Annotated in this window: 16 protein-coding genes; 6 read left to right on the top strand and 10 right to left on the bottom strand. The window is 66.2% G+C overall.

Annotation, left to right across the window (positions count from 1 at the left end; translation table 11 throughout):
• The first annotated feature begins 47 nt into the window (after nt 1-47).
• Nucleotides 48-359 carry a protealysin inhibitor emfourin gene (locus tag AC57BR_RS23535; protein WP_496364970.1) on the top strand — a complete coding sequence of 104 codons (312 nt, stop codon included), beginning with the start codon at nt 48-50 and terminating at the stop codon, nt 357-359.
• Here AC57BR_RS23535 and AC57BR_RS23530 read toward each other — a convergent pair whose 3' ends face one another.
• A complete protein-coding gene (locus AC57BR_RS23530) occupies nt 360-1,328 on the bottom strand; it encodes a GlxA family transcriptional regulator (protein WP_496364968.1) in 969 nt (322 codons plus the stop codon).
• An 81-nt stretch (nt 1,329-1,409) separates the two neighbouring features.
• On the opposite strand from AC57BR_RS23530, the gene AC57BR_RS23525 reads away from it, so the two are divergent.
• The 3 genes from AC57BR_RS23525 to AC57BR_RS23515 all read left to right on the top strand — a co-directional run bounded on the left by AC57BR_RS23525 (nt 1,410) and on the right by AC57BR_RS23515 (nt 7,575).
• Complete coding sequence (locus AC57BR_RS23525) at nt 1,410-1,577, top strand: hypothetical protein (protein WP_496364966.1); 168 nt, start codon at nt 1,410-1,412, stop codon at nt 1,575-1,577.
• A 72-nt stretch (nt 1,578-1,649) separates the two neighbouring features.
• On the top strand, nt 1,650-5,624 hold the full coding sequence (gene hrpA, locus AC57BR_RS23520) for an ATP-dependent RNA helicase HrpA (RefSeq protein WP_496364964.1): 3,975 nt from the start codon (nt 1,650-1,652) through the stop codon (nt 5,622-5,624).
• Nucleotides 5,625-5,790: 166 nt separating this feature from the next.
• A complete protein-coding gene (locus AC57BR_RS23515) occupies nt 5,791-7,575 on the top strand; it encodes an HNH endonuclease (RefSeq protein ID WP_496364962.1) in 1,785 nt (594 codons plus the stop codon).
• Nucleotides 7,576-7,666: 91 nt separating this feature from the next.
• Here AC57BR_RS23515 and AC57BR_RS23510 read toward each other — a convergent pair whose 3' ends face one another.
• The 3 genes from AC57BR_RS23510 to AC57BR_RS23500 all read right to left on the bottom strand — a co-directional run bounded on the left by AC57BR_RS23510 (nt 7,667) and on the right by AC57BR_RS23500 (nt 10,171).
• Complete coding sequence (locus AC57BR_RS23510) at nt 7,667-8,095, bottom strand: HIT family protein (RefSeq protein ID WP_003804824.1); 429 nt, start codon at nt 8,093-8,095, stop codon at nt 7,667-7,669.
• Entirely contained in the window at nt 8,092-9,246 is a 1,155-nt protein-coding gene (locus tag AC57BR_RS23505) for an NAD(P)-dependent alcohol dehydrogenase (protein WP_496364959.1), read from the bottom strand. The genes AC57BR_RS23510 and AC57BR_RS23505 overlap by 4 nt, the downstream gene beginning before the upstream one ends.
• 85 nt (nt 9,247-9,331) lie before the next feature.
• Nucleotides 9,332-10,171, bottom strand: coding sequence for a sulfurtransferase (locus tag AC57BR_RS23500; protein ID WP_496364957.1), 840 nt, complete (start codon nt 10,169-10,171; stop codon nt 9,332-9,334).
• Between the two features lie 78 nt (nt 10,172-10,249).
• Here AC57BR_RS23500 and AC57BR_RS23495 point away from each other — a divergent pair, with 78 nt between their 5' ends.
• Entirely contained in the window at nt 10,250-11,332 is a 1,083-nt protein-coding gene (locus AC57BR_RS23495; RefSeq protein WP_496364955.1) for a PLP-dependent cysteine synthase family protein, read from the top strand.
• Here AC57BR_RS23495 and AC57BR_RS23490 read toward each other — a convergent pair.
• Nucleotides 11,329-11,985, bottom strand: a complete 657-nt coding sequence (locus tag AC57BR_RS23490) for an MBL fold metallo-hydrolase (protein ID WP_496364953.1) — start codon at nt 11,983-11,985, stop codon at nt 11,329-11,331. The genes AC57BR_RS23495 and AC57BR_RS23490 overlap by 4 nt on opposite strands.
• 95 nt (nt 11,986-12,080) lie before the next feature.
• On the opposite strand from AC57BR_RS23490, the gene AC57BR_RS23485 reads away from it, so the two are divergent.
• Nucleotides 12,081-12,545 carry a Fur family transcriptional regulator gene (locus AC57BR_RS23485; RefSeq protein WP_496364951.1) on the top strand — a complete coding sequence of 155 codons (465 nt, stop codon included), beginning with the start codon at nt 12,081-12,083 and terminating at the stop codon, nt 12,543-12,545.
• An 18-nt stretch (nt 12,546-12,563) separates the two neighbouring features.
• Here the strand turns inward: AC57BR_RS23485 and AC57BR_RS23480 are convergent, their stop codons facing one another.
• From AC57BR_RS23480 to AC57BR_RS23460, 5 genes are all read right to left on the bottom strand, one after another.
• Complete coding sequence (locus tag AC57BR_RS23480) at nt 12,564-13,439, bottom strand: metal ABC transporter permease (RefSeq protein ID WP_306924408.1); 876 nt, start codon at nt 13,437-13,439, stop codon at nt 12,564-12,566.
• Nucleotides 13,439-14,254, bottom strand: a complete 816-nt coding sequence (locus tag AC57BR_RS23475) for a metal ABC transporter ATP-binding protein (RefSeq protein WP_496364948.1) — start codon at nt 14,252-14,254, stop codon at nt 13,439-13,441. Before AC57BR_RS23475 ends, AC57BR_RS23480 begins: the two co-directional genes overlap by 1 nt.
• Nucleotides 14,251-15,222, bottom strand: coding sequence for a metal ABC transporter solute-binding protein, Zn/Mn family (locus AC57BR_RS23470; protein WP_496364946.1), 972 nt, complete (start codon nt 15,220-15,222; stop codon nt 14,251-14,253). The genes AC57BR_RS23475 and AC57BR_RS23470 overlap by 4 nt, the downstream gene beginning before the upstream one ends.
• A 125-nt stretch (nt 15,223-15,347) precedes the next feature.
• Complete coding sequence (locus tag AC57BR_RS23465) at nt 15,348-16,418, bottom strand: hemolysin family protein (protein ID WP_496364944.1); 1,071 nt, start codon at nt 16,416-16,418, stop codon at nt 15,348-15,350.
• Nucleotides 16,415-17,809 (bottom strand): hemolysin family protein, encoded by a 1,395-nt coding sequence (locus AC57BR_RS23460; protein ID WP_496365217.1) that lies wholly within the window; start codon nt 17,807-17,809, stop codon nt 16,415-16,417. Before AC57BR_RS23460 ends, AC57BR_RS23465 begins: the two co-directional genes overlap by 4 nt.
• Between the last annotated feature and the right edge of the window lie 78 nt (nt 17,810-17,887).

Below are 17,887 nucleotides of genomic sequence, written 5' to 3'. Positions count from 1 at the left end.
TGTGACCTTCTGCTTCCCGGCAGCCGCGGAAACCCGGGAACCTCGCCATGAAAATCACAGTCGAGCGCAGCGGCGGGATAGCCGCACTCACCCGTGTCTGGACGGTGCTGGCCGTCACGACCAGCGACAAGAGCCGCTGGCAGCCCCTCGTCGAAGCGTGCCCATGGGACGCCGTCGACGACCCCCGTCAGGCGCCGGACGGGCAGCCGGACCGCTTCATGTACTCCATCCGCGCCGGCCAACGCCGCGCCACCCTGCCGGAAACGGCAGTCACCGGTCCCTGGCGCGTGCTCGTGGAGTCAACCCGGGCCGCCGCTGAAGAATCGCGGCCCGGCGACAACTCCGGCTTCCGGCGCTAGCTAGCCCGCCGGCGCCATCTGGCCGCGGAAGGCGCGGCGGTAGGACTGCGGACTTGTGTCCAGGACCTTGGCAAAATGGTGCCGGAGCAACACGGGGTGGCCGAAACCCGACTGCCGGGCCACTTCGTCGATATTCAGCTCCGTGGACTCCAGAAGCTCTTGGGCGCGCAGGACACGCTGGGAATTGAGCCACGCAGCCGGGGTGGCTCCTGTTTCAGCACGGAACCGGCGGGCAAAGGTGCGCGGCGACATATGCACGCGGGCGGCCAGCTCCTGGACGGAATGTTCCTCGTCCAGGCTCTCCACCATCCACCGGAGGAGTTCCTCCATGGGCTGGGAGCCGCACTCGGGCATGGGCCGGTCGATGAACTGGGCCTGGCCGCCGTCGCGGTGGGGCGGGACCACCATGTCCCTGGCGATGGCTGCTGCCACGGCAGCCCCGAATTCGATCCTCACCAGATGCAGGCAGGCGTCAATGCCCGCGGCCGTTCCGGCGCTCGTGATGATCCTGCTGTCCTCGACATAGAGGACGTTCTCGTCCACCAGGACTTTGGGGTACTGGGCGGCGAGTTCTCCCGAGTAGTGCCAGTGCGTGGTGCACCGGCGTCCATCCAGTAGCCCGGCCCGCGCCAGCGCGAACGCGCCGGAGCAGATCGACATCACCCAGGCGCCACGGTTGTGCGCCGCCCGGAGGGAATCGAGGACGGATTCCGGAACGTCTTCTTCCCGGCCATAGGGCGTCATTATCACCAAGTCGGCATCGGCGGCGGCTTCCAGGCCGAGGCTGACGTTCATGGTGAGGCCGGACTTCAGCGGAACTTCGCCGGGTACCGGAGTGCACACGCGGAAGTCGAACTCCGGCACGCCTGTTCCCCGGTCCGATCGGTCGATGCCAAACACCTCAAAGGCGGTACCGAACTCGAAGATCGAGAAGTTGGGAACCGCAATGACTGCCACTGTTTTGAGCATGTTTCCAGTATGGCAGTAATTTGTACTTTTTAGGCATTTCTGCCACTTCTTTCGAGGGTTCCCCAGGAGAACCATGGAGACATGGAAATCTTCGGAATCGCCCTCCTTGTTCTGGTCCTCGTCGCAGCCGCCGCCACCATCGGCGCCATATTGCGGGATGGCCGCGGCCACACCCCTCCCGAGCACTCGGTCCGTGACTGGTCCGCCCTGGACCTGCCCAGCAGCAACTACACCATGCGCATCTTCTAGCAAACCGTCCAGCCAAACCAAGGACCCGGCGCACGCCGGGTCCTTCTACGCGGCAGTAGACTTGTGGGAGCCATGACTTTTCACATCTCCTACCCCGCCGAGCTGCCGGTCTCCGAGCGCCGCGAGGACCTGATGGCAGCGATTGCCGCCAACCAGGTGACGATCATTGCCGGCGAGACCGGCTCCGGAAAGACCACCCAGATTCCGAAGATGTGCCTGGAGCTGGGCCTGGGTGAGAACGGACTGATCGGCCACACCCAGCCGCGGCGCCTCGCAGCCCGCACGGTGGCCGAGCGCATAGCCTCCGAGCTCGGCGTCGACATCGGGCAGGAAGTGGGCTTCCAGGTCCGCTTCACCGGCGAGGTGAGCAAGTCCACCAAGGTCAAACTGATGACCGACGGCATCCTGCTGGCCGAGATCCAGCGCGACAAACTGCTCCGCAAATACAACGCGATCATCATCGATGAGGCCCACGAACGCAGCCTGAACATCGACTTCATCCTCGGGTACCTCAAGCGGATCCTGCCGCAGCGCCCGGACCTGAAGGTGATCATCACGTCCGCCACCATCGATCCCGAACGCTTCGCGAAGCACTTCGGCTCGGATGAGGAACCGGCACCTATCGTTGAGGTGTCCGGACGGACCTTCCCGGTGGAGATCCGCTACCGGCCGCTCTCCCAGCCGGCCGGCGGCCCGTCCACCGGCGATGACGAGGACAACTCCTCCGACGATGAACTCGAGGAAGACCGCGACCCGCTGGACGCGGTCTGCGACGCCGTCGACGAGCTCGCCCTGGAAGCGCCGGGCGATATCCTCATCTTCTTCTCCGGCGAGCGGGAGATCCGCGATGCCGCGGATGCCCTGCAGGCCAGGATGCAGTCCAACCGGCGGCTGGCCGGCACCGAGGTCCTGCCGCTGTTCGCGCGGCTGAGCCTTCAGGAACAGCACCGGGTGTTCAATCCGGGCGGCAAGCGGCGGATCGTGCTGGCCACCAACGTGGCCGAGACCTCTCTCACCGTGCCGGGCATCAAGTACGTCATCGACACCGGCACCGCCCGCATCTCGCGCTATTCGCACCGCACCAAGGTGCAGCGGCTGCCCATCGAGCGGGTGTCCCAGGCGTCTGCCAACCAGCGTTCCGGACGCTGTGGCCGCGTGTCGGACGGCATCGCCATCCGGCTGTATTCCGAGGAAGACTTCGAGTCCCGGCCGCTCTACACGGACCCGGAAATCCTCCGCACCAACCTTGCTGCGGTCATCCTGCAGATGACCGCCATGGGAGTCGCGCGGGGGCCCAAGGACATCGAAAACTTCCCGTTCGTTGAGCCGCCGGACTCGCGGGCCATTAACGACGGCGTGACGCTCCTTCGGGAGCTTGGAGCCCTGAGTGCGCCGCAGTCAGCGGCCGGCTCTCCCCAGGCGGCCAACGCCGAAAGCGGCAGGAATGCCGGCCGCAACGGCGGCGGCGGTCTGACCGCCGTCGGACAGAAACTTGCCCAGCTTCCCGTGGACCCGCGGCTCGGCCGCATGATTGTGGAGGCCGGCAAGCGCGGCTGCGTCCGCGAAGTCATGATTCTGGCGGCGGCCCTCACCATTCAGGATCCCCGCGAGCGTCCAACGGACAAACAGCAGCTGGCGGCGGAGAAGCACGCCCGCTTCCGCGACGAGAATTCGGATTTCACCGGCTACCTGAACCTCTGGAACTACATCCACGAGAAGCAGCAGGAGCTGTCCTCCACGCAGTTCCGCCGCCTGTGCCGCAACGAGTTCATCAACTACCTGCGCGTCCGCGAGTGGCAGGACCTGTTCACACAGCTGCGGCAGTTGGCCCGGCCGCTGGGCATCAGCCTGGACAACAAGCGCCAGGCCGACGCCGTCGGCAATCACGAGGGCATCCACATCAGCCTGCTCTCCGGCCTGCTGAGCCACATCGGCATCCTCGACGAACGCAAGCGGGAATACGCTGGTGCCAGGGGTACACGGTTTGCCATCTTCCCGGGCTCGGCACTGTTCAAGAAGTCGCCCACGTTTGTCATGGCCGCAGAACTTGTGGAGACCAGCCGGCTGTGGGCACGGGTGGCCTCCAGGTTCGAGCCGTCGTGGGCCGAACAGGTGGCGCCGCACCTGATCAAGCGCAGCTACAGCGAACCCCACTGGTCCACCAAGATGGGCGCCGTGATGGCCTATGAAAAGGTCACGCTTTACGGCATACCCATCATCGCGCAGCGCCGGATCAACTTCGGCAAGGTCGATCCCGTCCTGGCCCGCGAGCTGTTCATCAGGCATGCGCTGGTCCAGGGCGAATGGAAGACACACCACAAGTTCTTCCACCGCAACCGGGCCCTGCTGCAGGAAGTGGAAGAACTCGAGGCGCGGATGCGCCGCCGGGACCTGCTGGTGGACGACGAGACGCTCTTCGAGTTCTATGACGCACGGGTCGGCAAGGACGTCGTCTCGGAACGGCACTTCGACAAGTGGTGGAAGGAAGCCCGGCAGCAGGATCCGGCGCTTCTGGACTTCGATGAGGCCCTGCTTTTAAGCGAGGACGCCGACGCGCTGGACGAGTCCGCCTACCCGAAGACGTGGCTGCACAAGGGCTTCGAACTGCCCCTGAGTTATGAATTTCATCCCGTGGCACCCGGCTCGACGCCCAACCCGTCCGACGGCGTCACGGCGGAAGTTCCGGTCCTCTTCCTGAACCAGCTCGAAGACGCACCCTTCCGCTGGCTGATCCCGGGCCAGCGCGTGGAACTCGTCACTGCGCTGATCAAGTCGCTGCCGAAGCAGGTCCGCAAGAGCTTCGTTCCGGCCCCGGACGTCGCCCGGCAGGCCGTGGCGGCGCTGGAAACGGATTTTGACCCGGCCGAGGACGAGCTGGAGAGCTCGCTGGAGCTCGTTCTGCGCCGCCTGAAGGGCCAGATCGTCCCGCCCGGGTCGTGGAACTGGGAAGCGGTTCCGCCGCACCTGCGGGTGAGCTTCAAGGTGGTGGACAGCCGGGGCAAGGTCCTGGACGAGGGCAAGGACCTGGAAGCCCTGCAGGAACGGCTCGCGCCGGCCACCCGGCGGGCCATCGCGGAGTCGCTGGGCGCCACCCCCGCCACTGCTGGCCCCCGGTCGCCGAAGAAAGGCCAGCAGCAGGCTCCCCCTCAGGACGGTCGGCCGCAGCCACAAGCCGGGTTCACGGAGCAGTCCGGCCTGACTGAGTGGGGGTTCGGCACCATTGAGCGCCAAGCCAGCGTGACGGTCAAGGGTCACACCGTCACCGGTTTTCCCGCGCTGGTGGACGAAGGAAAGTCCGTTGGCCTGCGCATCTTCCAGACAGCATCGGAGCAGCAGGAATCCATGCGGGGCGGGGTCATCCGGCTCCTCGCTCTTCGCGTGCCCGCACCGGACCGCTATGTCCTGGAGCACCTGAACAACACGGAGAAGCTGACGTTCAGCCAGAACCCGCACGGATCCGTCTCGGCCCTGATCGCCGATTGCGTCCTGGCGGCAGTGGACAAGCTCACTCCAGCAGAGCTCCCGTGGGACCAGGCAGCGTTCGATGCCCTGTATGAGCATGTCCGCGCCGAGCTGATCGACACCGTCTTCAGCGTCACGGCCGTCGTGGAGCGCATCCTCGCCAGCACGCGCCGGATCGAGAAGCAGCTCAGGGGCACCACGAGCCTGGCGCTCATCAGTGCTCTCAACGATGTCCGCAGCCAGCTTGAACAGCTGGTTTTTCCCGGCTTTGTGGCCCGGACGGGCTACGCCCAGCTGAGCCAGCTCCCCCGGTACCTCAGTGCCATCGAAAAACGCCTGGAGAAGCTGCCCGGCAACGTGCAGCGCGATGCGCTCAACATGGCGGCGGTCCAGCGGCTGGAGGATGATTACGACGACGCCGTGTCGGCTTTGCTGCCCGGCCGCCGGGCAGGTGCCGAGCTGACGCAGGTGCGCTGGATGATCGAGGAACTCAGGGTGAGCCTGTTCGCCGTCGAACTCGGAACGGCCTATTCGGTGTCCGAGAAGCGGATCCGGACTGCACTGAACAAGGTGCTCGCGGCGTAGCCTCCCCCCAACTGGGTAGCACTTCAGGGCGTTCCCAGGGCTGGGAACGCCCTGAGCTGCTACCCAGTTGTCGTTCTGAAGCGGACCTCAAAAACTTTTTGAATCCCGCCCTTATGTGGTGCCCTATCGGCGCTTTATTTTCAGTACCCCTTGGCAGACTGTGTCCATGGAAGGCATCGGGAATTCAGCACTGACAGCAGCGGCGCCGCGCGACGCCGCCCTGCCTGCTGCCGCTTGTTCTGACGCCCTTTTCCCAGAGACCGTTTTTCCTCTTGACGGGTTTCCCGGGTCCGGGTTCGCAGGCCGTGGTCTTCCATTCGCCGACTTCGCGGACGACGGGTTGCTGTATGACGGTGACCCCAATTTCGTGTACCCCGACGACGTTTCTCCGGAGGACCCTTTCCCCGACGCCCTGCTTATTGACGCCCTGAGTGCTGACGATGAGTTTCCGGAGGACCCTTTTCCCCAGGCCCTGTTTGCCGACGTGCTGTTCGCCGACGCCGCCGCCACCAGCCCTGACGCGCACAGGCGAACGCCGCGGCCGGCTTTGGAGGACCGGGTCGCGGCGGCAACCACCCTTCTGACGGCCGACCTCAGCGCCGACGATGCCGGACTGATCGACCAGACGCACGCCTTCGAGAACGTCAAAAACATGCTGGCCGGGCAGCAGGCCAGGCTTGCCGTCACCTTCGAGGCCCGGCACCGCCAGGACCACGACAACCGGGCAACCCTGACGGCCGAGGATCTCGGCAAGAAACGCCCCAAAGAGCACAGCTTTGGCGTGGCCGAGCAGATCGCCCTGGCCCGGGGTGAGTCCCCCAACCGCGGCGGCCGGCTGCTCGGCACAGCGAAAGCCCTGGTGCAGATGCCCCACACCCTGGCCGCCCTGGACACCGGCCAGCTCAACGAAGAGCGCGCCATGCACATCGTGAAAGAGACCGCCTGCCTGAGTCCGGCCGACCGGACCGCGGTCGATGAGGAACTCGCCGCCGACACCGGAACCCTCGCCGGCGCCGGAACCCGGAGCGTGATCGCCGCGGCCCGGGCCGCCGCCACCCGCAGGGATCCGCGCTCCGTGACCCAGCGGGCGAGCCATGCCGCGGCGGAGCGGTCAGTGAGCCTGCGCCCGGCCCCGGACTGCATGACCTACCTGACGGCGCTGCTGCCCGTCCAACAGGGCGTCGCCGTTTACGCGGCCCTGACCCGGCACGCCGATGCCCTCCACGGCGCCGGGGACCCGCGCTCCCGCGACCAGATCAAGGCCGACACCCTGGTCGAACGCACCACCGGCACACCCGGCGGCATCACCGGCATCGAAATCAACCTCGTCATGACCGACCACACCCTCCTCCACGGCGACACCGAACCCGCCCGGATCCCCGGCTACGGCACCGTCCCCGGCGCCTGGGCGCGGGACCTCATCACCCAGGAAGAGGCCCGGGGACAAGGAAAGCAGGGTCGCCTCCAGCCAGCCCCTTCCGGCCCAAGCCCTTCCGGCTCAACCACAGGCCAGAAGGATCCGCTGAAGGAACTGAAGATCTGGATCCGGCGGCTCTACACCATGCCGGAGACCGGCGACCTGGTCGCCATGGACTCCCGACGGCGCCTCTTCCCGGCACCACTGCGCCGCTTCATCCAAATCCGCGACGACACCTGCCGCACACCCTACTGCGACGCCCCCATCCGCCACCACGACCACATCATCCCCTGGCACGGCGACGGAACCACCTCCTTGAGCAACGGCGCGGGACTGTGCGAAGCGTGCAACCACACCAAAGAACTCTCCGGCTGGAAAGCCCAACCCAGACCAGGACCCCGACACACCATCGAACTCACCACACCCACGGGCCACACCTACCGCTCCACCGCACCGCCGCTGCCAGGATCCGGACTGACCGGAACGAAGGTGCGCGGAACTCACCAGCCTGAGCAGCCCGGCACAGCGCCGTAACAGGCCGGGCTCGGCGGGCCGGCCGTGTCGCCTGACTCCGGTGGGGCGGGGCCCGTTAATGGTTGGTGCGAATAGCCGATGTGGATTCTGCCTAGGCCTCCGGCACAAACTCCCCGTAGCCGGCGTCGCGCAGGCCTGCCCGCAGCTTTTCGGCGTTGGCGTCCAGCCGCGCCGGATCCGGGTTGTGTTCGGCGGTGGCGAAATTGAATTCCGCCATGGAATTGGACGGCCACACGTGCACGTGCATGTGGTTGATCTCGTAACCAGCCACGATGAGTCCTGCCCGGGCTGCCCCGAACGTGTCCACCTGCACCGCGCCAATGCGCCGCGCCACTTCCATGACCCTGGCCAGGGTCTCGGGCGAGGCGTCCGTCCAGCGGTCCACTTCCTCGGTCGGAACCACCAGCGTGTGCCCGTCAGCAAGTGGACCCATGGTCAGGAACGCGGAGACGTCCGGCTCGCGCCAGACAAACCGGCCAGGGATCTCCCCGTTGAGAATCTTGGTGAACAGCGTACTCATGCGTCAGCCCTTTCAGACGGTTCCTGCAGCGTGGATGTATCCAGGACAAAACGGTACTTCACATCACCTGCGACCATCCGGTCATAGGCATCGTTAAGTTGCTCGGCACCAACCACTTCAATGTCCGAGACGACCCCGTGCTCGGCGCAGAAGTCGAGCATCTCCTGCGTCTCGGCAATGCCTCCGATCAGGGAACCTGCATAGGAAATCCGCCTTCTGATCAGCGCCCCGGGATTGACCGGCGGCATGGCGTCGGAGGGCAGCCCCAGCTGGAACAGGGCCCCGTCACGGCGCAGGGTTCGGAAAAACGGGTTAAGGTCGTGCGGTGCTGCCACCGTGTCGATGATGACGTCGATGCTCCGGTTTTCAGCGGCCATCGCTTCCTCGTCCCGGGAAAGTACTACCGTGTCGGCGCCCAGTTCCAGCGCCGCCGATACTTTGGACTCAGAAGTAGTGAAGACCTTGACCTCGGCGCCCATCGCTTTGGCCAATTTGACGGCCATGTGCCCCAGGCCGCCCAGGCCCACGACGCCGACAACGTGGCCTTCCCGGACACCGAAGTGGCGCAGCGGCGAGAAGGTGGTGATGCCCGCGCAAAGCAACGGGGCAGCAGCCGCGGGGTCCAGGTTTTCCGGCACCCGCAGGACGTACCGTCGGTCCACCACCACGGAGGACGCGTAACCGCCCTGCGTCACGGCATCCCCGTTCCTGGCGTCCTTGGCCCCGTACGTCCCGGTCATGCCGCTTTCACAGTACTGCTCCAGCCCTTCGAGGCAGCTCTCGCATTCGCGGCACGAGTCCACCATGCAGCCCACGCCCACCCGGTCGCCCGGCTGAAAGTCCCTCACGTCCGAACCGACGCGGCTCACCCGGCCCACAATTTCGTGCCCGGGTACGAGGGGGTAGTTCTGGTTGCCCCACTCCCCCCGGGTGGCGTGAACGTCCGAGTGGCAGAGCCCGCAGAACTCGATGGCGATCTCGACGTCGTGAGCTTTAGGTGCCCGGCGGGCAACGGTCAGGCCAACCAGGCCGCTCGTGGCGGATGATGCGCCGCGGCCAGCGGCAAGGCGTCCCTCGAGGGGTGCGGCGGCGGTGTCTTCCAGCGGGATCCGCAGGTTCAGCGGCGGGGGTACGGGGCGTCCAGGAGTCATATGGCGACGCTACCGCGGCTCCCCGGTGACTTCCAATCACCGGTGGCGTTCCGCTGGCCAGTAGTCAGGCCGCCTCGGCGGATCACTATCCGGGATGGGGACCTGTAGCCACCGGGCGGGAGGCGTCGTTGGACCATTGGGAGAAGGATCCGGGGTATAGAACGGCGCTGAAACCGGCGATTTCCAGGGCCGCTATCTCGTGGGAGGCTGTCACGCCGCTGCCGCAGTAGACGGCGGTCGGCGTCGCTGCGTCGACCCCAAGGCCCGCAAAGCGCTGCCGCAGCTTCTCCGCCGGCAGGAAGCGGCCGTCGTCGTCAAGGTTCCCGGTGGCGGGGGCGCTGACGGCGCCGGGAATGTGGCCGGCCCGGGGGTCCACAGGCTCGACTTCCCCGCGGTACCGTTCTGCGGCGCGTGCATCCAGCAGCACGCCTCCGGCGGCCCAGTCCGCGGCGCCGTCGGCGTCGGTCACCGGCATGCCGCCGCCCGCAAGAGTCACGTCTCCGGCGTCCGGCTGCACTTCACCGCCCTCGACGGGCAGCCCTGCCTTGCGCCAGGCGCCCAGGCCGCCGTCGAGCAGGCAAACGGTGCGGACGCCGGCATTCCGGAGCATCCACCACAGCCGGGCGGCGGAGGTGTTGCCGGCATCGTCATAAGCGACCACGACGTCGCCGTCGCAAATTCCCCAAGACCGTGCCGCTTCCTGGAAGCGGGCCGGCGAAGGCAACGGGTGGCGCCCGCGGCCCGGATCAGCGGGCGACGCCAGCTGGGTGGGCAGATCGACGTACACTGCGGCCGGTATGTGCTCTTTCAGGTAGTGGCTGCGGCCCTCCGGATCCCCGAGCGCCCAGCGGACGTCCAGCACCACGGTCCGTTGTCCGGCCGCCATCCGGGCGTGCAGCCCGGCCACGTCAATCAGGGTGTCCATCTGTCCAACTCTAGCCCCGGCTGCCCCCGCCGGTAGGCTGATTCAGTGAGCAGGCGATTCAGTGAACGGGAAGACTAAGTGAACAGGCCGGGGACCCGGGACCGGGCATGGGCGGATGAGGCTGTCCGCAAGATCAACGCGGAAAACAACCGCTCGGCAGACACCCACCTGTATTCGGTGCCGCTGCCTGAACACTGGGGCGTCCAGCTGTACCTCAAGGATGAATCGACGCACCGTTCCGGAAGCCTGAAACACCGCCTGGCCCGTTCCCTCTTCCTGTTCGGGCTGGTGAACGGATGGATCCACGGGGACACCACCATCGTGGAAGCCTCCAGCGGCAGCACCGCGGTTTCCGAGGCCTACTTCGCGCAACTCCTGGGTCTGCCGTTCATCGCCGTGATGACCCGCACCACCAGCCCGGAAAAGATCGCCCTGATCGAACAGTTCGGCGGCGCCTGCCTCCTGGTGGACCATGCCTCAGAGGTCTACGCGGCAGCCGCCGAGGTTGCCGCCACGAGCGGCGGCCATTACATGGACCAGTTCACCTACGCCGAGCGCGCCACGGACTGGCGTGGCAACAACAACATTGCCGAGTCCATCTTTGAGCAACTGGCGATGGAGGAGCATCCGGTCCCCCGCTGGATTGTAGTGGGAGCCGGCACGGGCGGAACCAGCGCCACGATCGGCCGCTACCTCCGCTACCACCGCCACGCCACCTCCCTGGCGGTGGTCGATCCGGAGAATTCCGCCTTCTATCCCGGGTGGCGGAGCGGTGCTGCGGACTTCAGCACCGGCCTGCCTTCCCGGATCGAAGGGATCGGCCGGCCCCGCATGGAGCCAAGCTTCGTCCCCTCGGTCATCGATCACATGATCCAGGTTCCCGACGCCGCCTCGGTCGCAGCCATGCGGCACCTGCACACGCTGGCGGGGCTGCACGCCGGGCCGTCCACGGGCACCAACCTCTGGGGTGTCTGGCAGCTCGTGGCACAGATGGTGGCGGACGGGGAACGCGGCAGCGTGGTGTCCCTGATGTGCGACGGCGGTGACCGGTACGCCGGCAGCCACTACAGTCCTGCGTGGCTGGCGGCCCAGGGACTGGATCCACAGCCACACGAGGACGTGCTGAAAGCATTCTTCGAGACGGGTGTCTGGCGGCCCTAAAGCTCCACGGATTCGCGGGCGGAGAGGTGGGTGTATTCGGTGCCGTACCTGGCCCCTATCCGCTTGACATGGCCCTCCACCAGGCCGAGGCCGGTGTCGTTCAAGAGCCCGTCGTGAATGGGGAATGCCCGCTCTGCGCGGACGCCGATCACGAAGTCCACCACCTCGCTGACCTTGTTCCACGGCGCATGGACCGGGACCAGCAGCGTACGCACGCTGATGCCGTCCGGGATGATGAACGAGTCACCCGGGTGGTACACGTTCTCGTCCACGAGGTAGCCGATGTTGGCGACCACCGGAATCTGGGGGTGAATCAGCGCGTGCTGGCCGCCGAAGCTGCGGACCGCGAAGCCTGCGGCGTCAAAAGCCGTTCCCGGCTCCACGGCATGCACCCGGTCAGCGGCGTCCGGCGCTTCCTTGCGCACGTTCTGCGCCACGCCCTCCGGTGCGAAGAGCTCCAGCCCTCCGTTGTTCCCAAGGGCAGCGGCCACGGCCGGGACATCGATGTGGTCGGCGTGCTCATGCGAGATGAGGACGGCGTGTGCTCCGTCCAGCGCCTCGGCGGTTTCGGAGAAGGTCCCCGGATCCAGGACCAGCACCCGGCCGTCCTTTTCGAGCCGGACACAGGCGTGCGTGTATTTTGTCAGCTTCATGAAGCCAGCCTAGGGACGGGCCCGATCAGTGTCCACGCGGCTCTGGCTGGTAACGTTAAAGCTTGCCATTACCCGAAAGAAAAGCGAGTCCATCAATGCCACAACGCGTCAGCGCTGACGGCAGGCCGCAGGCACCTTTGACGGCGGCCGGCGGGAAAGAGCAGCGCGTCACCAAGCAGCGGATCGCTGTCAGCGCCGCCCTGGACGAGCTCAATGACTTCGTGAGCACCCAGGAGCTGTACCGGATCCTCCAGAACAAGGGTGTCTCGGTGTCCCTGGCCACCGCCTACCGGATCCTGCAGTCGCTGGCTGACGAGGAACTCGTTGACGTGCTGCGCAACGGTGACGGCGAGGCCGTCTACCGCCGGTGCGCCGTGACGGTGCACCACCACCATCTCCTGTGCCGCAACTGCGGCAAGGCCGTGGAAGTGGAGGCCCCCGCCGTCGAGACCTGGGCTGCGCGGACCGCGCAGGAGCACGGCTTCACCGAAGTGGCCCACACGGTGGAGATCTACGGCCTCTGCCCCGACTGCTCCGCACGCAAGGCCGCCGCGCAGTAGGCGCCACACCAAGCCTGTTCAGGCGGTCCGCATGACCCGCCCGTTGAGGCCGCGCTTGGCGCGGATGCTGCCGATGACCCGGCACACCACGTAGATCAGGAACGACAACGTGGTGACGTAGGGGCTGATGGGGATCCGGCCGCCAAGGGCGAGCAGTATTCCGCCCACCGTCGCCGAAACGGCGAACACCACGCTCAGCAGCACCACGAGGCGCGGCGAGGACGTCACCCGCAGGGCCGCGGCCGCAGGCGTGATCAGCAAGGCAAGAACCAGCAGGGCGCCCACGATCTGGATTGACAGCGCAACGCTGACGCCGAGGAGCACCATGAAAACCAGCGCGAGCGACCGCACAGGAACACCGCGGGCCTCGGCCAGTTCGGGATCGACACTGGCGAAGCTCAGCGGGCGCCAGATGACGCACAGCGCCGCCATCACGGCCACCGCGGTCCCCGCCAGGACCTGGAGCTGGACGGTGTCCACCGACACAATCTGCCCGGTGAGGAGTCCGAACTTATTGGCGGCCCTGCCCTCGTAGAGCGACAGGAAAAGAATCCCGAGCCCCAGGCCAAAGGGCATGATGACACCGATGATGGAGTTCTTGTCCCGCGCCCGGACGCCCATGAGCCCGAGCAGCAGCGCAGCCGCCACAGAGCCCACCAGGGAACCGAACACCACGTCGGTGCCGATCAGGAGCGCGAAGGCGGCGCCGGCGAAGGACAGCTCGGAAATTCCGTGGACGGCAAACGCCAGGTCGCGCTTCATCACGAAGGTCCCAACGAGGCCGCCGAGGAGTCCAAGCACCGCCCCGGCCCACAGCGAGTTCTGCACCAGCACCAGCAATTCGCCATAGTTCTCAAAGTTGAACACCGATTGCAGGATCGATTCCAGATCCATCAGGAAGCCTCCCCCGCAGCGGCGTGCGCGTCGTCGTGGTGGTGCGTGGTGGCGTCGGGCAGGCCGACGACGACGATCCGGCCGTTGGCATGGATCACTTCCACGTTGCTGTCGTAAAGGTCGGAGAGGACCTCGGTGGTCATGACCTCGTGCGGCGTTCCCACGCTGAACCTGCCGCCGGCCAGGTAGAGGACCCGGTCCACGTAGTCGATGATCGGATTGATCTCGTGGGTGACGAACACCACGGCGCTCTCCCGGTCATGGCACTGCTTGTTGATGAGTGCGCTGACGGCCTGCTGGTGGTGCAGGTCCAGCGACAGGAGCGGCTCGTCGCACAGCAGTACCTTCGGGTCGGTGGCAAGTGCCTGGGCCACGCGCAGGCGCTGCTGCTCACCGCCGGACAGCTGCCCGACGGGCACCTTGGCGTAGTCGCTTGCCCCGACCAGCTCCAGCAGCTCGTCAATCCTGCGGTTGGCCCTGGCGGTGCCGAGCCGGATTCCCCAGCGGTGCCCGTCGACGCCGAGGCCCACCAGGTCGCGGGCGCGCATGGGGGTGTCGGGAAGGAAGGGCTTCTGCTGCGGGATGTAGCCGATCATATGGCTGCCCCGCTCCACAGGGTGGCCGCCGAGGTTTGCCTGGCCGGAGTGCAGCTCCTGCAATCCCAGAAGGACCTTGAGGAAGCTGGTCTTGCCGCTGCCGTTGGGCCCCAGCACAGCGAAGAACTCCCCTGGGTTGATGTCCAGGTTCAGGTCTTCCCAGAGCGCGCGGCGGCCGAACTTGAGCGATGCCTGCTTGAGGCTGATGACTGGGTTCAACGGTGGCTCTTCAAGGCGTTGCTGACGTTGTCCACGTTGTCCGCCATCCATTCCAGGTAGGTCTTGCCGTCCGGAAGCGTTTCAGTGAAGTTCACCACCGGCGTTCCGGCAGCGGTGGCCGCGTTCTTTACGGCCTGGGTCTGCGGGCCTTCCGTTTGCTCGTTGTACGCCAGGAAACTCGTGTCCTTTGCGGCGGCCGTCGAGGTGGCAGCCTTGAGGACAGCCGGCGGAACGTCGGCGCCTTCCTCGACGGCGGCCGTGTACTCGGCAGGGGTGCGGTTCTCCAGTCCTGCGGATTCCAGCAGATAGAGGGGCACCGGTTCAGTCACGGCGACGCCGGCACCGCCGTGCGAGGTCTTCATTGCGGAAATCTTACTCTCAAGCTTCGTGAGACCGGACTTGAACTCGGCGGCTTTGGCGGTGAACTGGGAGGCCGAGGCGGCGTCGAGCGCGCCGAGGCGGGCCGCCACAGCGTCGGCAAGGTGCGTCATGGCGTCAAAGCTGTACCAGACGTGTTCGTTGAAGCCGCCGTGGTCATGGGAGTGCCCGTCCCCTGCAGGGGCGGATGCGGTGCCCGCAGGTTCCGGAGCCATCCCGGACACCTCAACGGCACTGATGATGTTCTCGTGCGGCACGTTGCTGTCATCTGCCAGGGTGTGGATGAAGTCGTCATAGCCGCCGCCGTTTTCCACCACCAGCTTGGCCTTGGACACCGCAAGCCGGTCCTGGGCATTGGCCTCGTAGGAGTGCGGGTCCTGGCTCGGACGGGAGACGATGGCCGTGACGTTGACCTTGTCCCCGCCGATCGCCTCAACAATGTCCCCATAGACGTTGGTGGACGTGACGACGGCGATGCGGCCGTTAGCCTCTGCGCCCCCAGTCCCAGCCGCCGGCGAACCACAGCCGGTGAGGAGCAGGCCGAAGCCGGCCACGGCAGCAGTCAGAAAAGTGCGGGCGTTGCTGGGCACGGATTTACCTCGGTTCTGGACACGTCAGGTTGCGGGGAGGGGCAACCACTAGTCGAGTGTATCGCTAAATGGGAATGATTCCTATTTAGAAGTCGTGACGGCGGTGGGTCGTGGCACCCGGGCCGCTATTCGCCGTCGGGCCTGCCCAGCCGCCGGATACCCTTGGCCTGGGTGGCGTCCCGGATCTCGCCCACGAGCTGTTCGATCACGTCTTCAAGGAACAGCACACCCTCGGTCTGCCCGCCCGGCCCGATGACGCGTGCCAGATGCGAGCCGGAGCGCTGCATCACGGACATCGCCTCCTCTATCTCGTCATCACGCGAAAGGTTGGCCAGGGACCGGATGCGGCTTTCCGCGATTGGTTTCTCATAACCGGATTCCGGGATGGCGAGCACGTCCTTGATGTGGAGGTAGCCGGCGAGCATGCCGTCGTCGTCCAGCATCGGGAAGCGGGAGAAGCCGGTGCGGCTGACAGCCTTTTCAAACTCCAGCGGGGAGGTGGATGACCTCAGCATGACCAGCCGTTCCAGCGGAACCATGACACTGGCGGCGGTGTACTCCGAAAATTCCAGGGCACCGGTAATCAGGCCGGCGTCGTCATCCACCAGACCATGCCGCGTGGACTCCTGCACGATGGACTGCACCTCCTCCAGCGTGAACGTGGAACTGACCTCGTCCTTGGGCTCGATGCGCATCAGCCTGAGGATGTGGTTCGCGGACCAGTTCAGCGCGGCGATGACCGGGTTCACAATCCTTGCAATGAACATCAGCGGCGGAGCCAGGAGCAGCGCTGCCTTGTCAGCAACGGACACGGAAATATTCTTGGGCACCATTTCGCCGAACGTCACGTGCAGGAACGTCACGAACATCAGGGCCACAGCGAACGCCGAGACGTCGGCAATTTCCGTCGGCACGCCCAACCCGGCAAGGGGCACTGCCAGCAAATGGTGGATGGCCGGCTCCGCCACCAGCAGGATCAGCAGCGAGCAGACGGTGATTCCCAGTTGCGCACACGCCAGCATCAGCGAGACATTCTCCATGGCCCGAAGGGTGGTCTGCGCGCGCAGTACGCCCTCGTCCGCCAGTGGCTCAATCTGGCTCCGGCGGGCGGACATGACGGCGAACTCCGCGGCCACAAAGAAGGCGTTGCCCAGGAGCAGCAGCACCAGCCAGAGCAGCCCTGCCCAGTCGCTCATGACCGGCCGCCGTTCCGGGAGTTGCCGTTCCGGGAGTTGCCGTTTTCCGACTTGCCGTGATTGGCCGGCTGGTCGGCGGCGGTACCGTCGCCCGGTTCACGGTGGGGCCGGAAGCAGATCCGGTCGATGCGCCGGCCGTCCATCCGGGTGACGCTGAGCGTTCCGCCGCCCGCTTCCACCACGTCCCCAACCTCGGGTATCCGTCCAAGCTCGCTCATGACGTACCCGCCCACCGTCTCGTACGCGGCCTCGTCGGGAACGGTCAGGCCCGGAATCTGTTCTGAGAGCTCGTCGGGCCGCATCAGGCCCGGAAAGTACCAGTCGCCGGAAGCGCTTTGCAGCAGCCCCGGCCGGACCTTGTCGTGCTCGTCGGCCACTTCGCCCACGATTTCCTCGACCAGGTCCTCCAGCGTCGCGATCCCGGCAGTTCCGCCGTACTCATCCAGCACCACGGCAAGCTGCAGGTTGCCCTCCCGCAGTTCGGCAAGCAGGGCGTCGAGGTGGATGGTCTCGGGCACCCTGAGGACGTCCGTCATGATGGCGCCCGCCTGAAGCTTTCGCCGCCGGTTCGGAGGAACCGCAATGGCCTTCTTGACGTGGACCAGCCCGCGGATGTCGTCCGCCGACTCACCGATGACGGGGAAGCGCGAATATCCGCTGCGGCGGGCGGCGTCGATGATGTCCGAAACCGGCTGGTCGGCGTCGATGGTTTCGACGCGGATGCGCGGAGTCATCACATCAGCCGCAGTGCGGCCGGAAAAGTTCAGTGTGCGTGCAATGAAGTTCGCTGTCCCGGGATCGAGTGTGCCCATGGCCGCTGACCGGCGCACCAGGGAGGCGAGCTCCGCCGGCGTGCGGGCCCCGGAAATCTCCTCCTTGGCCTCCAGCCCGAAGACGTTCAGGACCTTGTTGGAAAAGCCGTTCAGGACCACGATGGCAGGCTTGAAGATGGTGGTGAAGACCAGCTGCGGCCGTGCAAGGGTGCGGCCGATGCGGAACGCGAGGGCAATGGCCATGTTTTTGGGGACGAGCTCGCCCAGCAGCATGGACAGGGTGGTCGCGATCACCATCGCGACCACCAGGGAGACGGAGCCGGCCACCGGTTCCGGGATGCCGGCGGCGGCAAGGGGCACCTCGAGCAGCGCCCCCACGGACGGCTCCATGACGTACCCCGTCAATAGCGTGGTCATGGTGATGCCCAGCTGGCAGCTGGACAGCTGCGTGGACAGGGATTTCAGGCACTTGAGCAGCGGCACTGCCGCGGTGTCGCCGTTGTCAACGGCACGCTGCACCATGGGCTGGTCCAGCGCAATAAGGGAAAATTCGACGGCGACGAAGAAGCCGGTTCCGAGGATGAGCAGCAGGCCGGCGGCGACAAGGAGCCACTCCATCATGGGCGAAAGCCCCCAGCCCGGCACCTGGATCTACCGTCCATGGCACCTATATTTACTGTCCATAAGGATTGCAGT

Source organism: Arthrobacter sp. BGA-UO-ETr-C19, from assembly GCF_059568005.1.
The sequence above is the reverse complement of the archived record's forward strand: the minus strand, read 5'-3'. Positions and strand labels throughout refer to the sequence as shown.